Annotated in this window: 12 protein-coding genes; 3 read left to right on the top strand and 9 right to left on the bottom strand. The window is 32.7% G+C overall.

Going from position 1 to position 16738, the window contains the following annotated elements; translation table 11 throughout:
* Positions 1-254 precede the first annotated feature (254 nt).
* Positions 255-1958: an IS1634-like element ISCsa8 family transposase gene (locus PGC14_RS02180; RefSeq protein ID WP_271629412.1), complete on the bottom strand. Its 1704-nt coding sequence runs from the start codon at positions 1956-1958 to the stop codon at positions 255-257.
* Positions 1959-2362: 404 nt separating this feature from the next.
* Here PGC14_RS02180 and PGC14_RS02175 point away from each other — a divergent pair, with 404 nt between their 5' ends.
* The 3 genes from PGC14_RS02175 to PGC14_RS02165 all read left to right on the top strand — a co-directional run bounded on the left by PGC14_RS02175 (position 2363) and on the right by PGC14_RS02165 (position 6041).
* The gene (locus PGC14_RS02175; protein ID WP_271629411.1) at positions 2363-2734 is read left to right on the top strand and encodes a hypothetical protein; all 372 of its coding nucleotides are present in this window, start codon (positions 2363-2365) and stop codon (positions 2732-2734) included.
* A 100-nt stretch (positions 2735-2834) separates the two neighbouring features.
* Complete coding sequence (locus PGC14_RS02170) at positions 2835-4223, top strand: hypothetical protein (protein ID WP_039765061.1); 1389 nt, start codon at positions 2835-2837, stop codon at positions 4221-4223.
* Between the two features lie 456 nt (positions 4224-4679).
* Complete coding sequence (locus tag PGC14_RS02165; RefSeq protein WP_271629410.1) at positions 4680-6041, top strand: hypothetical protein; 1362 nt, start codon at positions 4680-4682, stop codon at positions 6039-6041.
* 910 nt (positions 6042-6951) lie between these two features.
* Here PGC14_RS02165 and dapF read toward each other — a convergent pair.
* From dapF to PGC14_RS02125, 8 genes are all read right to left on the bottom strand, one after another.
* Positions 6952-7788, bottom strand: coding sequence for a diaminopimelate epimerase (dapF, locus tag PGC14_RS02160; protein ID WP_271629409.1), 837 nt, complete (start codon positions 7786-7788; stop codon positions 6952-6954).
* 28 nt (positions 7789-7816) lie between these two features.
* Positions 7817-9175: a PFL family protein gene (locus PGC14_RS02155; protein ID WP_271629408.1), complete on the bottom strand. Its 1359-nt coding sequence runs from the start codon at positions 9173-9175 to the stop codon at positions 7817-7819.
* 31 nt (positions 9176-9206) lie between these two features.
* Complete coding sequence (locus PGC14_RS02150) at positions 9207-9476, bottom strand: ACT domain-containing protein (protein ID WP_013412665.1); 270 nt, start codon at positions 9474-9476, stop codon at positions 9207-9209.
* Positions 9477-9519: 43 nt separating this feature from the next.
* Positions 9520-10443 (bottom strand): carbohydrate kinase family protein, encoded by a 924-nt coding sequence (locus PGC14_RS02145; RefSeq protein WP_271629407.1) that lies wholly within the window; start codon positions 10441-10443, stop codon positions 9520-9522.
* Positions 10444-10664: 221 nt separating this feature from the next.
* Positions 10665-11258 (bottom strand): hypothetical protein, encoded by a 594-nt coding sequence (locus tag PGC14_RS02140; protein ID WP_014043027.1) that lies wholly within the window; start codon positions 11256-11258, stop codon positions 10665-10667.
* Positions 11233-15732, bottom strand: a complete 4500-nt coding sequence (locus tag PGC14_RS02135; RefSeq protein WP_271629406.1) for a VWA domain-containing protein — start codon at positions 15730-15732, stop codon at positions 11233-11235. Before PGC14_RS02135 ends, PGC14_RS02140 begins: the two co-directional genes overlap by 26 nt.
* A complete protein-coding gene (locus PGC14_RS02130) occupies positions 15683-16414 on the bottom strand; it encodes an Ig-like domain-containing protein (protein WP_271629405.1) in 732 nt (243 codons plus the stop codon). The genes PGC14_RS02135 and PGC14_RS02130 overlap by 50 nt, the downstream gene beginning before the upstream one ends.
* The gene (locus tag PGC14_RS02125; protein ID WP_271629404.1) at positions 16372-16728 is read right to left on the bottom strand and encodes a hypothetical protein; all 357 of its coding nucleotides are present in this window, start codon (positions 16726-16728) and stop codon (positions 16372-16374) included. Before PGC14_RS02125 ends, PGC14_RS02130 begins: the two co-directional genes overlap by 43 nt.
* Positions 16729-16738 lie beyond the last annotated feature (10 nt).

Genomic DNA, 16738 nt, shown 5'->3' with positions numbered 1-16738 from the left:
ATGCAAAATAAGCTTGTTACGCCAAAAAGTCAAAAATAGAAATATTAATTGAGGTGTAAAAAGACATATTCATTTGATACTGGTAAGCTTGCGTATGAATTCAGTACAAAATATCCTCTTTTTGAGCCCTTTTCTCTTTTAGTTAAAAAAAGTGAATTCAAAGATAAACTATTTCTTGACTTTGTCAGTTTGAAACTCAAAAAGCTTGGGAGGACTGGGATTGACAAAATATGGACCTCAATTTTGTCACTACATCATTTGCTAATACCAATAAATTCTAAGCCTTCCTCATATGTGATGAAATTTTTCGGCCCCTTTATCTTCATCACATTCAGTATATCTCCAGCTCCTTCTTCTGTCCTTTGCTTTATCAAATATTTCTTCCCTTTTATCTCTATTTCAAAAAAGTTCATTGAATCTATTGCTTCCATTATCCTTTCACTACTTATTCCTTTACCTTTTTTCCTCAAAATATATTCCAATGTCCTCTGTAATAAAAATGCCAAAAAACATATCACAAAATGTCCTTTTATTCTGCTTTCTGTAAAGTGATATATCGGTCGTACTTCTAAACAGCTTTTCATTACTCTGAATGACTGTTCTATCTTCCATAAATCGTGATATGCTCCTAAAACTTCTTCTACATCCATATCCTTTTTACTCGTTTGTATTGCATAGTAACCGTCAAACTTCTCATCTCGTTTTATCGCTTCCTCATCCAATACATATTCTTCTGACTTTGATTTCCTCTTCAAATATTTCCTCGCACCTTTTTTCTCTAAGGCTGTTATACTTCCTTTGTTCTCTAAAAGCTCTTTGGCTTTTGATACCAATCTCTCTCTGTCTTCTTTGTCTTTCTTAGCTCTCTTGCTTGAATACGTTATTATCAGTCTCTCTTCTATTTTAAACTCTTTACCCTCTTCATCCTTGATAACATTTGTTCTTTCCAATACCTTATATTTGAATTCATCCCCATAAATTTCTTCAGCATTCAAACAACTTTTTCCATCAAGCCTTTTATATCCTTCTTGCTCAAATACTTCATCTAAAACTTCTTTACTTGCATTCTTTAATCTGCTTGCTACTATATAATCGTATCCCGCTTCTTTTATCATCTTTAAATTTAATCTGCTGTTGAGCCCTTTGTCTGCTACTATCACTATCTTATCTATACTAAATTTTTCCTTCAGTTTCCTCAGTATCTTTACCATTGTCTTGCTATCTATTGTATTGCCAGGAAAAAGTTCATAACCTATCGGCCTGCCTTCTTTGTCTACCAAAAGCCCTAACACAACCTGTACTTCATTTATCTTGTTGTCTTTGCTAAAACCAAAATTTTTAAGTTCATCGGCTCTACAACTCTCAAAGTATATTGTCGTCACGTCATAAAAAACTACATCAACTACCATCTTAAATAAATCCCTATTTTTCTGATACAGATACGTCTCTAAATCCTCTTTTATACTGTCAAGAAAATCTAAACACCTGTACAACTGATTTAAATCTATATCCTCTTCAAATCCAAAATATTTATTTCTCTGATGATAAGTTCTTAGTTTGCTCATAGGTTCTATCAATCTCTGTATGGTCATTAAAAAACTTACTTTGTCTACATCAAATTTTATCTTTCTCCCTTTTGTTGCTTTCTCTTTTAAAAACTTATCTATTTCAAGTTCTTCCCATAACTTTCTGAATACAATGTATCCCCAATTTTTTATAACTGCATCCGATACATCCTCTTCAGATTCAATAGTAACAGCTTCTGTATTCTCAGTAGTTGTTCTTTCAACAATATCAGATAGTTTTTTTACAATGTTTTTAAAAGCAGGATCACTTTTGAGAAGATCAAGTCTGCCAAAATTAAATAACACTCTTTGTTTTTCCTTGGCATTTTCACGATAGTTTTCGACTAATCTAACATACTGGTAACCGCCAGCATTAGTTATTTTGATAAACATATGGTAAATCCTCGAAGGTATTTTAGGTAATTAAACCACAAAATATTCAAAATGTCAAGTATTTATAGCACATTTCAGACTCTAATTTGCCACTACAATTTTTAAAATTTTTTATTTTTCTATTCTCAAAACCCGCATAAATTAAGACTTTGTTATTTTTTGTTAGCTCAAAAACTCCTCCTAACTGACAAAGTCAAGATAAAAGTTCGGACACATCAAGCCCAGAAGAAAGAAACTTTTCTGTAAAAGTAGAATACTTTGATGGTGAGAATTTAAAAGCAAAACTAATTGATGAAAAAACAAAAAAGGAGTATAATATTGGTGATTCTGATACTGTTTCGGCACAGTTTGCCATTGCCATCCCAATAGCCTTAGGACTTGCAGAAGCTTTAATAGCTTCTCTTTTGCTAAGTGGTAAAGTAATTGAATTATTTGGAGAAAAATACGTAGAGGCAAGTGAAGTAATTGAAAATGTTAAAAACAGAAACTATGATTATTATAAAGCAGCAATAAAAAATGGTATTCTTTATATCGGTCCAGCAATAGATTATTCAGAAGCTTATATGAGAGTATATAATTGGTTAGATGTTTTCTGTAAATATAAAATCAAGGCTAAAAATCTTGCTGATTCAGTAGCAAAAAATTATATCACATTTGGTGGATATGTTTATGGACCAGAAATTCATGGAAGCATGCCTAATTATTTTTATCATTATCATATTTATATGAATAAGGATACTAAAATTCCTGCTCATATTTTTTATCTTTTATATTGAAATTTTTCAAATAGCTTTCTTGAGGGTTGTCATTATTAAATACTTCTGGCAACCCTCATTGCCAAAAATAATTGAAAATTAGGAGGGAATTTTTAAAATAATGTTTGAAATTCCTGTATATGATTTATCAGAAATGTTAAACAATTATCATAAAATTACATATAATCATTATAATTTTTTTGCTAATAAAGACATGTTATCTTTTCATCCTATTTATCAAAGTTGTAATAATATACTGTTTGTTATGGAAAAGAACGATATACTTGGAAGTATTATTGAATCTATTATAGTTTTATCCTTTAAAAATGGCAAGGTCGAACAAACTATTAGTTATAAACTCAAAAATAAAATATCTCAAATAATTTTTTTTGATGAGGAGAAATTTACTCTAACTGGTTACACAATAACCTCAACTAGTACTAAAGTTAGTGAAATTAGAATATTTAGTGTAGATTTAGCAAAAAAAGAGGAGAGCTTGTTGTTCAGTTTTATTATGGAGTTTTCTGAAGAAAATGAAAACAAAGATATGCTTATTCCATCTACAACTCACGTATTGGCATTAAATGAAAGATATATAATGCTCATAAATAATTGTGAAAATTTTAAAGATAAATTTGTTCTGATTATTGACCTATATAATAAATCTGAATTTTATCTTGATGCATTTATAACAGATAACCACTATATTTGCGAAATTTCATTCGCAGAAATAAAAAAATTCAAAAACAGAAATTATCTATTTATTAAAACTGGTAGAATTAGCTCAGATGAAAAAAGATACTATTTTAATTTAGGTGAAGATATAATTAATAAGATTGAAACTTTACTGATTATTCCTTGTGAAGAGTTAATTCAAGATTTAATCAGCGGTGTAATGCCTGCGTTATCTAAATATATAATTGATAAAGTTGAGTATTCTGAAACATTAAGTTTTTTAAACTATGGAAAACCTAATTATGGCTTTTTTTACAGTATAAAAAGTCATTCTCTTTATATCGATTCTCCATTTATACCTTATGTAAAAGAAAATTTTTTGACAAAAAGAACCGACATCTTTACTTACAATCTAGAAACGAAAAAAAGAGCTTTTATAGGGTCCCTACCTTTTCCCTCAGAAAAAATACGTCCAGTATATATAGAAGAGAATAGATACTTTTTATTATATCGTCCTTTCCATACTTATTTACTACCAATTAAAAATTTTTTTATAAAACATTATATAGGAACCAATGAAATTTCCTTCTTCGAACTACCAATTAATATTCCATATAAAGAACAAATTGAAGAGTTTTATCTTTTAAAAAACTGTTCCATTTTTGTCACAGTTAATCCAGAGGAAAAATATACATATATTTATTTAAACGATAATGAGTTAATAAGAAAGATATCATATATGGAAGAATTTTTCTCATTAATTGTAAATTCTGAAACAGAAGAACTAAATGCTATTATAATATATCCAAGATTTTTAATAAAACATGACTCTTGAGTTTATTGTCCTTAATAGTTTTTATAAAAGTTTTAGTTAAAAAAAATATAATTATTAAGTACAAATTACCTAGAAAATAAATTTAAAATATCCCATGCGATAAAATTTAAAACTGTTTGTTACAGAAAATGAATTGAAAGAAAACAAAAGAAAAAAAACAAGACCTTTAGCATTGGAATTTACTTATGCTAATGAGTGTAATATCCAAAAGATAAAACTTTTGCAGAGGATATAGGTCTATGGGGGCTGAGATTTTAATAGTAAATGTATGATATACCAGCCATGGTAAAATATACATTATACAAGTTTTAATATATAACATCAAGCTTTGTATATAAATTACCATGTCATATTTTCTTCCCGTAAGATAACTCTGTAGGGTTGTTGTAATTAAAACTACAACAACCCTATGTCTTATGTTGAAAACAAAATAAGGAATGGAGTGAGCATAGCAATATGTCTAAAATTATCGTATACAATTTAAATGAATTATTTAATATTTTTGGAAACTCTACTAATTTTTATATTTCTTCATTATTAGCAAAAAACATTAATAATGTAAGTGTCATTTATCAGAGTAATAGTTACGTGTTATTTACCATTAGCGATTGTTATGATACCTATAATATACAATCAATTATAATTGTGGCATTAGAAAATAACAATATTAAAGCGACTTTTACTCATATCATAAAAAACGAAATTTCAGAAATAATTTATTTTGATGAAGAAAAATTAAGCTTGCTTGGTTATTCAGTAAAAGCCATCTCATCAAATTTAGTCGAATTGAAAATATTTCAAATTGATTTAATTAAGAATGAAGAAAAAATAGTTTACAGATATACTTTAGATTATTGTGAAGAGAATGCAAATTTAATAAACCACATACCCATCCATGTATGTGCTATAAATAATAGATATATTATGGTAATAATTCCAAATATTGATCATTTTAAAAATAAAATTGCTTTAGTTTTTGACATCATAGGAAAACAACAGATTTTTATCGATCCTTACATTATAGATGAGCACTACATTTATGAATTATTAGACATGTCCGTTGTAAGCATTAATGGCAAAAAAAATATATTAATCAAAACTGGACAAATATGTTCATTTGATAAAAGAGTATTTTTCTATTCAAAAAAGCAATATTTTGTAAACTCAACAGAAACTATTATAATTATACCCTGTGAAGAATTAATTCAGAATTTAGTTAATGGAAAATTTAAGTTTACTAAATACATAGTAGATAAAGCTGAGTGTTGTGAAACATTAGATTTCCCAATTAAAGTACGTATTTATAATCCATATTATGCAAACGACAAATCCTACTCAATCATATACTATAAAGAAAATTTCATAACTAAAAAAACAGATATCATTTTATACAATCTGGAGACTAAAAAGAGCTCTTATATTGGTTCTTTGCCATTCCCGTTAGAAAAAATACCTCCAATATATAAAGAAAAAGATAAACACTTTATTATGTACATTCCTTTTTACCCTCATGCAATTGGAGGAATACCGAGTAAATACTTTATAAAACATTATATTGAATCTAACCAACTTTCTTTTATTGAATTACCAATTTCAATTTCATCAAATGATATTTTAAATGAAGTGGTGTTTTTTAACAATGATACAATTATTGAAACAAAAAACTTTGAGTCAGGACAAAATCTTATATATTCAGTAAATAATGATATGCTTATTGCAAAAATAGGCTTTGGAGAATATTACTTATTTGTTGTAAACCCTAAAACAAATGATCTTAATGCGATTATGGTTTATCCTCGATTTTTAAAAAAAAGTTAAAAAGTTGTCGAATAAAAGATATAACCATTGTAAGTAAAAATATACATTAGGAGAAATAAAAAAATATTCTCCTTATTTAATCTTTTCTATATTACGAAATATCCCGAGTATCAAATGTTTTATTAAAAATATTAAAGGTGTCGAAAAAAAAGAAATTATCTGCAGACTTAAGGAAAGAATTATAAGTGACTCATTTTTTGTAAAGGAAAGAATATTAGATTATGGAAAATCAATTGATAAAAGTTTATTCTATGTTGTAACAGTTAATAGAATGAATCTATATTGTTCTAAAATTTCAATCTTATACATTGGAAAATGGATTAACAAAAAAGATTATTATTTTGAATTTGAAGAAAAAGAAAACGTTATTAAAATAAATATTTTTGAAAACTATATGATTACTTGCAAAATGTGCTTTGATGAAGAAGATATATACACAAATCCCGACAATCTCCATTTAGCTTATAAATGCTATAGTTTCCCTGACAAACAATTTATTTATTCCGTAGATGGTATTCACATGTTATACAAAGAGTTAATTTTTGAAAATCCTTTTGATAAAACTGAAACACTTTTTTACTTTCACTAAAGGAAAGCTGGTAAGCACTTGCAATTAATTTAAAAAAATAGAATTTGCAAAAAATTTGGTCTTCCAAAATTACTAAAGGGTTTTGATGAGGAGTTTACAACAGGTTGGTTTTAATAGCAAAGCTTACAGATTATGAGGAACTTAATATTAAAACTTTGACAACTTTATTCATGCGATTTTTATCTGGTAATCTCGACGCATTTTTATACGCCTAATATCAACATATAAAAAAATCTCCCTTTCTTGGCATTAGCTTTTACTAATAACCTGCATGCAGCCAAGATAAGGGAGCTTTTTTCTTGTAATTTCTAAAAATAATCTTTAATCCAAATACTCCCCAACAAAAACCTCCTCAGCAGAGCCGGTCATGAAGACTGTATCATCATCCTGCCACTGTATCTCAAGAGTTCCAAAATAAAGGTGGACATTTGCTTTTCTTTCTGTAAGTCCATTCAAGTTTGCTGCTATCACAGATGCACAAGATCCAGTGCCGCATGCAAATGTTGCACCTGCTCCTCTTTCCCAGGTTCTCACCTTTATATTATTCTTGTCAATCACCTGAACAAAGTTGACATTTGTCTTTCTTGGAAAAGCATCATGCTTTTCTATTTTTGGTCCTAAAGTATAAATGTCCACCTTTTCAACATCATCAACAAACAAAATAGTGTGCGGAACACCCATCAAAAGAGATGTAATTCTGTATTCATTGCCATCAACTACAATAGATGTATTTATGGCATCACTTTCTGGGTCGCCTTGCATTGGTATATCTTTTCTTTTAAAGCTGGGCTTTCCCATATTCACTTTAACTTTATCAACAAGGCCATATTCGTTTACAAAAAGCTCTGGCTCAATTATGCCTGCCAATGTCTCAACTTTGAATTTAGTGGCTTTCACAATTCCTCTTTCATATACATATTTTGCAAAACACCTGATGCCATTTCCACACATCTCAGCTTCAGACCCATCAGAATTGATAATTCTCATCCTGATGTCAGCAATATCTGAATTTAATACAAGCAGCAGACCATCTGCACCAACTCCAATGTGTCGATGACACATCCTCTTTGCAAGCAAGTTATAATCTATATCCTCTTTACCTCTTGTATCTATCACAATAAAGTCATTTCCAAGCCCGTGCATTTTTGAAAAAAGCATAACATTTGCTACCTCCTTTTAAAAACTTTTAGTTTCTCAGCGAAATTACAGGTGGTGGAACTCTTCCTCCACGTTCAATTAGCCTTTTTGGTGAACTTCTGTTGATACTCATCACCTTTGATCTTCCCAAAAGCCCACCAAAGTTAACCTCATCTCCTTCTTTTTTACCATAGGCAGGAATTACGCGCACAGCAGTTGTTTTGTTGTTGTAAATGCCTATGGCAATCTCATCTGCAATCATTGCAGAGATAACTTCAGCTTCTACATCACCTGGCACAACTATCATATCAAGACCAACAGAGCATACACTTGTCATTGCCTCAAGTTTTTCTAAAGAGAGTGCCCCTGCCTCTACTCCCTTTACCATTCCAGAGTCTTCTGATACAGGAATAAATGCCCCTGAAAGTCCACCTGTGAAACTTGCCGCCATAGCGCCACCTTTTTTCACAGCATCGTTCAAAAGTGCTAAAGCAAATGTTGTGCCATACCCGCCAACCTTTTCAATCCCTATCTCTTCAAGTATCTCTGCAATGCTATCACCAACTTTTGGTGTTGGTGCAAGCGACAAATCTACAATCCCGGCTGGAATTTGGAGCTTTTTGCTTGCATACTGCAAAACAAGCTGACCAGCCCTTGTTATCTTAAATGCCATCTTTTTTATTGTCTCATAGACCTCATCAATTGAAGCATCTTTTTTTCCTTCTAAAGCCCTTTTTACAACACCAGGGCCTGAGATTCCTACATTTATTGCGCTATCTCCCTCGCCAGTCCCATGAAACGCACCTGCCATAAATGGATTGTCATCTGGTGCGTTTGCAAACACAACAAACCTTGCGCAGCCGAAACTGTCTTTGTCCTTTGTTTTTTGTGCAATATCTTTTATTATAAACCCAAGATGGGCAATCACATCAAGGTTAATACCCGACCTTGTTGTGCCAACGTCAACCGAAGAACATAGTCTATCTGTTGAGGCCAATGCATCTGGGATAGAAGATATGAATTTTTTAGTATTTTCATCATAGTTTTTGTGAACAGCCGCAGAGTAACCACCTATCAGATCAACCTCAAGCTCTTTGGCAATCTCATCAATGGCAATCGCAACCTTTAAAAGGTCTTCATATGAATAAGAAAAGGTCAAAAGAGAAATAGGTGTAAGAGCTACCCTTCTGTTGACAATTGGAAGTCCAAACATATCCTCAATCTCATTTGCCACATTTTTGAGATTCCCCGCATATTTTATAATCTTTTTCTTCATGTTATCAATAAATCTTTGTGGAACATCTGAACAGCAATCAAAAAGACTAATACCTATTGTAATTGTTCTGATATCTAAATTGCTCTGCTTTACCATATTAATAGTTTCAATTATCTCCTGTGATGTGAACATTCTGCTTTCATCTCCTCAAAAAGAAAAATTATTATATTCTGTTTATGCTATTGAAAAGGTCTTCGTGCTGCATATTTACATCAACGCCTATTTCCTCTCCTTTTTTTATGAGAAGATCTTTCAGTTCAGAAAACTTCAATTTGCAATCTTTAAGGTCAACAAGCATTATCATCGTAAAAAATCCTTGCATGATCGTCTGGCTTATATCAAGTATATTTACATTGTTCTGGGCAAGTAAGCTCGAGATTGCCGCAATTATACCAACCTTATCTTTACCAACAACCGTTATTATTGCTCTCATCATTCTTTCCCCCAAAAGTTTTTATAATAAAGTTTTTTGGACTTCAAAGCCTTTCTAAAACCCAACTGTACTCAGGAATTGCGGGAATAGCACCTTTTTTGGTCGCACACAGAGCCCCTGCTATGTTTGCCTTTCTTACAATTTTAACAATTTCATCTTCTGATAAATTTTCAATTGGCAAAGATTTTGAAATTTCATACAAAACCATACCAACAAAACAGTCTCCACAACCAGTTGTGTCAACAACATCAACCTTTATTGTATCAACAAAATATGACTTTCCTTTAAAGAAAACCATGCTACCCTTTTCGCCAAATGTTACAAGAAAAATCTTTACCTTGTCTTTTATTCTATTATAAAAGTTATTTACATCCTTTTCATATAGCAAAACCTCTTCCTCAGACATCTTCAGAATATCAACAAACCCATTTTCAACAGGCTCAATCATGGTATCCAAAGCCTTTTTTTGGCTTTCCCACAGGCTACTTCGGTAATTTGGGTCATATGAGATTGTGCTGCCACTTTGTCTTGCAATCTTTAAAAGCTCAAAGGTGGTTCTTTTGTTTTGTTCATATGTCATTGAAAGCGAGCCAAAGTGAAATATATCAGCTGATTTTATAACATTAACATCAATATCCTCTACCTTTAAGTAAACATCTGCACCATGTTTTCTTGAGAAGGAAAAAGATCTCTCACCACGGCTGTCAAGCTTTACAAACGCAAGAGTTGTAAAATACTCATCTGTCATTTTAATATTTGAAATATCAACACCACAGGTAGAAAGGCTATCTATAATCATTTGCCCAAACATATCATTTCCAACCTGTGAGATTAAACAGGATTCCCCTCCAAACTTTGCAACTGCTGCTGCAACATTTGCAGGAGCACCGCCCGGGTTTGCTTCAAACAGGTTATCTTTTACATTCAAAAAATCTATCAAAACCTCGCCGTAGCAGACAACTTTCAAAAACCAATAGCCCCCTTTTCTTTGAGTATAACATTATTATAGAACATTTAATATTCACAAGTGAATAAGATATAGAGGGATAAATAAACCTTGTGAGAAACCTTTTAATATACTCTTAAGCATACTTTTTAAAAGTTCTTTACAGAAGAAGTGTCAAAATTTTTTATAGCATATTAAAAAATAAGGGGCTCTTCTGCCCCTCTCAAAAGTCCTCAATATCATTAAACACTAATATCATGCACACTCTTAATACTTATATTCTTTACCTTCTCCTTCTCAAACACATCCTTTACCCTCTTTGTAACTATTAAAGATATACCATCAAGCAGGTTAAAATCACTGCCGTCCCAGTCCTCAGGCTCAAAATACCATCCAAACTTCCTTATCTTCTTAGTCCCATCCAGCCTCTCCTCTACTATCTCGCGATATAAATCCCACCTGTTTCTCAATATATTACTCACAACACTTATTCCCCAGTAACCTTCGCTTATTACACCCTTCCTCTCATCCTTTATCACTACCTTAAATTTCCTCCAACCCGTAAGTCCATACCTCTCCAAAATCTCTATCACCCTGATCGACACTATCAGTATGTCACTTCCTGTGGTAAGAACATCTGATAACCTTTTATTCCTTATCCTCCAAAACTCTATCGCCCCTTCTTTTTCCACTATCTCATGCCCTCGTCTTAATATCTCTAAATATTTACCACTTAAATAGTCTTCCTGTCGCAATTCTACTTGCATTGAGCGCCAATCAGATCTAAGATGATAAAAATTATCATAAAAGCTAAAATCTAACCCTTGTGAACCCATATCTATCCGCTATCTCCCTTCCTTTTTCTATCACTTCAATTATATCAATATCCTCTATCCGATCTCCATGTTTTCTCAGCAACTTCCTCATTTCCTCTAACCATTCTCTATTATAATCATACTTTTTCTTCAAATGGTCCTTTGCATCCCACAGCCCCAAAAACCTCACATCGTGGACATTCAACCCCGCTCTTTTAAATATCGATTCATAAAGACCACCTTCCCCAAATAAACTCTGTGGAAATATGTGGTGAACTTGATATGCCTTGTTTGCCAAATCCTTTATGTTATCTATACCCAGATATTTATACAAACAATCTCGATAGTTGGATTCTTTGAAAGCACTCACACCCAGCGACTTTGCCAGCTCATCGCCGCTATTTATAAAATATACTAAATCTTCTTTATTTTTTATCTCTCTTGTATTTTTAAAAATCACAGCCAGTCTTCTTTCGGCATTCTCCAACCCCTCGTGAATGCTCAAATAAACTGCCTCTCTGCCATACTCTTCTGATAATTCCATCAGTTTTTTGTAATGTGAGTCTATATAGATATTTAATCCTTGGGTAAAAAATTCGCCTATCTTATTATACAGTCTTCCTGCCGCTGATATTTCAGAATTCGACAATTTCCTGCAAATTTTTTCGGCAAACTCAGGTGAATATTTCGCAACAGAGTCCCTGAATTCTTTACTTGAATTTTTCTCTATTTCATCCAAATATTTAAGCCACTTTTCAATATCATCTGCTCTTCTTATATCATTAGCATTTAAAGTTAAAAACAGTAACCTTTCAACTTTCTCGATACCTGGAATCTCTTCGCCAGTTATGATGTCTTCGCCTGCTAATATTTCTATGATATCTTTAATACCACAAGGATCTAATAATCCTAAAATAGCTGAAAATAGAGTTTCGCTTGTTGATGCTCCCTCAAATTTTACGATAGGCTCTATGGTTTCTAAAAACCGTGTATGTCTATCTACAATAACCTTAGGATTTACTTGGCGTAAAATTGAGCAATATTTGTGCCCTTCAAATACACAATCATTTATAAATACTATTGTTTTGTGATAATAAGCATGTATTCCAATGCTATTGTTTCTAAATGCACAGGATAAAAATAGAATGTTTTTTGAGCCTCTTTGCAGTGTTCTAAATGCCGGTTCATCTTTGCTGTTATTGCAGTTTTCGAATATACATTCATCAAACCTCAAATTTGCATCCTTGCTGTCAACTATAACAGGGGCACTATAAAATATGCTCTTATTTATCCTGACAGGTTTGATATTTGCGCAAAGCCACAGCCCGGCTGTTGAGCAGCTATGGAATGTGGTATTTGAAATCAAAAGCTGGGAACCCTGCGGAGAACAAACCGGGCTTACATATACACCCATCTTCACATTCTTAAGTGTGCAACCATCTATCTTAACATATCCCTTGTGTCCTATGCTTAAAAAACCCGCAAATGAAGAAAGCTCTATATTCGTAATTTCGCATCTGGGTTGGTTACCACACTCCATTGGGGCTACTACCGCAAAAATGGTCATTCTTGAAGTATATTCTCTAATTGCTTTGAGTGTATTGGACTTTGATGAATTATTTGGATTTCCTATTTTCACATAAGTTTTTTTGTTAGGTCCACCTATTTTTAAAGAGCCGTAAACTTTAAACAATTCAGGGTATTTGCTGTTAACATAAATAGTTGAGCCCTCACAAATTATTAACTCTTCATCCGGTTCAATCAGAAGTTTTTCATCATTTCTTGAGCAAAAAACTATGTTTTTATTCAACATTGTAACTTTGCTTCTTTTTCTGGAATTATTTAAAGTTTGCTGCTTTTTGTAAAGAGAGTATGTTGTTGTTAAGATTACATCCTCAACTGTGTTTCTTTTCACATAAAGCGGAAGCTCTTCTCTTAAATAGAGGAGTGCTTCTTCATAGTCACATCCCCACAAAGTTGTTTCAGTGTTAGGATCAAAAGCTTCATCACCAGGAAATAGATAAAACTCAACACTATCACTCAAACCATCTTCATCGCTATCAACAACAACCGGATTTGTCCCTGCTTCTATTTCCTCAAGATCGCTCAAAAGGTTGCAGTCGGTATCAAAATCGATAGGAGATGTTTTGTATTTAAGTACCTCATCGTAATCTGAAAGTCCATCCTCATCACTATCAACTTTGGTAGGATAGCTTACAAAATCCCAAATTTCTAAATTTTCCAGCAATCCACCCCATGGAAGTTCCAGTGTTATTTTCTGGGAGTTCTTTAGCTCCTCAGAGTCAGCAAGTCCATCTCCATCAGTGTCGGTAACACTGTCGTTTAAATCTGGAGCTTTTTTAAGTTTGATTATATCCAGATTGGACAAAACAATCCAGCTGCCATCATTGACATATTGGTTTGCTAAATCAATTAACTTTTCAAGTGTTGAAGAAAAGTCAGAATAGATGTCTGCAAAAATACCTTTTGTTTGGCTGGAAAAAGCAAAATACAATTCTTCAAACGACGTAGGACTTACAACTGAAACAATAATATTATCACTTTTGAGTCTTTCTATTATCTCATCTGCTGACTTTATTCCAAACCTGTTCTCAAGCTTATAGTTGGCATCTGTTAAAACAACTATGAATTTTGTGCTGTTTTCTCTAAAGCCAAGCAACCTTGCAGTTTCAAGAGCATCAATCAGCGTCTCAGGTGTATCGCCACCACCATCAACTTTTATACTTCCGAGTGCATTTTTGAAGTCATCTGCTGATGAGAAAAATCCATGACCTACTGTTGAATTTAGACCATCACATGTTATATCTTTGTATGTTACAAGCCCTAAATTTACACTAATATCTTTTGTATTTAGCTTATCTACAAAATTGTTAATGTTTCGCTTGACAGCATCTATTTCGTCTGACATTGAACCTGTTGTGTCTATAACAAACACAATATCAGCCTGCCCGGAAGGTGAAACAGTCCCACTTTTTAAGCCAGTTATATCTAAATACTTCTTAAGATTTATAAGATAGTATACACTGAAATGATTTGTTTCAACAGTAATAGTTTTTGAACTCTCATTATATGTTGCCTTTGGTAAGCTAAACTTGCCGCCTTTGGTATCATAGCACACAACCGCAAAATGGCTCAGCTGATCTCCCTCTAAAACAGTGTCATTTAACCTAAATTGAAGCTGGGCTACTTCAAACGGTTCAAAACATTCAATTTTAAAAGGTTCTCCTACTATAAAGCCATTTGCAAAAAATGTGGATGAATTGTAAACTTTTTGGACAACAACACTGTTGACTATTTCACCCTTTGCTTTTATCTTGAGTCCAAAGACAACCTGTTCATTTTGATTAACACTTCTTAGCCTTTCGCCTGACACAACTTGGTAGATACTTTCTTCTCCATCAATCACGCCATTGCCGTCACTGTCTTTGCTAAGTGGATTTAAACCACTATCTACTTCTGTTTTATCAAACAAACCATCTTCGTCAGTATCTACTTTTATTGGATTTGTTTTTGAGATAAATATTTCATCATAATCACTAATTCCATCAAAATCTGTGTCTGCAAAAATTGAAGATGTAAAAGTCTTTTCTTCAGACAAATTATCAAGCTTATCATTGTCAAAATCTTCTTTGGAATCAATAATGCCATCACTGTCAGAATCAGAAATGAGTGGGTCTGTTTTCGAAATTTCAAGTTCAAAATAATCACTCAGTCCGTCATTATCAGAATCCTTAGAAAGTGGATTTGTGCCAAGCTCTGCTTCATAACTATCTTCAAGCCCATCTCGGTCACTATCCTGCACTTTGGGGTTCAAACCCTGCATGCTCTCTTTCTTGTCATTTATGCCATCAAAATCGCTGTCGAGGTTGCGAACATCTACTATTTCTTCGTTTGAATGACTCTCTCCAAAGCTGTTGTAAGCATACACCACGTAATAATATCTGCCATCTTCATAACATGTTGTATCTACAAAACTTGTATTTTTTGTCTTTGCTATTTCCTTGTAATTCTCTTCAGTTTCTGCTTTTCTCTTTACAACATAATATTCAGCATTGCAAACTTCATCCCATTCAAGATAAACATCTCCATAGACACTGTCTGCCATAAGAACAAATGGATACGGATACTTGTCGTGGACAACAATCCTGCAAACATCAAAACTTCCTGTCTCAGGCAGATTTGCCTTAACCCTTGTCTCTCCTACTGAAACTCCTTTTACATTGCCCTGTGAGTCCACCTCAGCAATATCAGGATTTAAGCTAATCCACTCAATCTTGCCTTTATACCCTACAGGTTCAATTATATATTCTATCTTTCTGCTTTTGCCAATCTCCACATCCAAACGAGTCTTTGCAAAAGAAATCTGATAAGGCACACCAGACTCTACAACAGTGACTTTACATACAGCCTTATATCCTCCATCCTTAGTTTGGGCAATTATATTTGTGGTTCCGGCTGCAACTCCTGTTACCATACCTTTTTTGGTCTACTTCGGCAATTGAAGGGTTTTCGCTGCTAAAAATTACTTCTTGATTATCCGCCCACTCTGGAATAACTTTAGCAAATAAATATAAACTCTCACCTATTTCAATTTCCATTTCCTTCGGCTCTAAGCTGATGCCACAAACTTTTTTTGAGAATATCTGTATGTAATTTAAAACTGTTTTTGAATTACCGTGAAAAGATGTGCTGAGTGTAAGGTATTCATCATTTAAAATTACTTTCTTTTTTATCTGCTGAAATTCACCTCTTTTGAGTTTCAAATTTAAACAGAACTCCTGCCCTTCCACAATAACTGTGTTACATGTGTCCTTATTTGCACTCCCCACACTTATTACAACATCATAAGCTCCATTGGGAAGTTTTATCTGCCATTTATTGTTATGTTCTAATATCACGCCGGTACAAACAAGAGGGTCTTTGCAGGCATTATCCCTGAAGGTTTTCGCCTTCTTTTCAAATCCAAAATCAAGCCCGAATTGATTTGAAAAAACTTCACCACTGTCTGGTATAAAACCTTCTGTTAAAATATTATTTTGTCCTTTTATATACGGCTGAAAATTAATGGATATAAGAGAAGAGTTAAAATCTAAATTTACAGCCTCTTTGTAAGCTATAGCCCTTTTTTTTTTCCCGAAATGTTTTTTATCTCCCAAATCACCCTGTCACCAGTAAATAATGTTGAAAAAGCAGTTGCATGTTTCCCCGGTTCGAATCTGTAAATACAGTCATCTTTTTTGATATCCCCAAGCAGTTTAGAGTGCCCTTTCGGAAGTATTATTGTATTCTTATTCGGATTTTCATATCCCCATGTTGCTTTATACTGGTTATTGTCAAGCCTCTCAACTTTTGTCACAAATATTGAGATGTCTTTTAGAACTTTATCTGAATACGAAAAAGCTTGATAGGAAAGCAAAATTGAAATTAAAAAAGACAAAAGCATAACAAAAGATATTACTCTTTTTGGCATCCTCTATCCT

The organism is Caldicellulosiruptor sp. DIB 104C (genome assembly GCF_028198085.1).
GTDB lineage: Bacteria > Bacillota > Thermoanaerobacteria > Caldicellulosiruptorales > Caldicellulosiruptoraceae > Caldicellulosiruptor > Caldicellulosiruptor saccharolyticus.
This window is presented reverse-complemented; position numbering and strand designations above follow the sequence as displayed.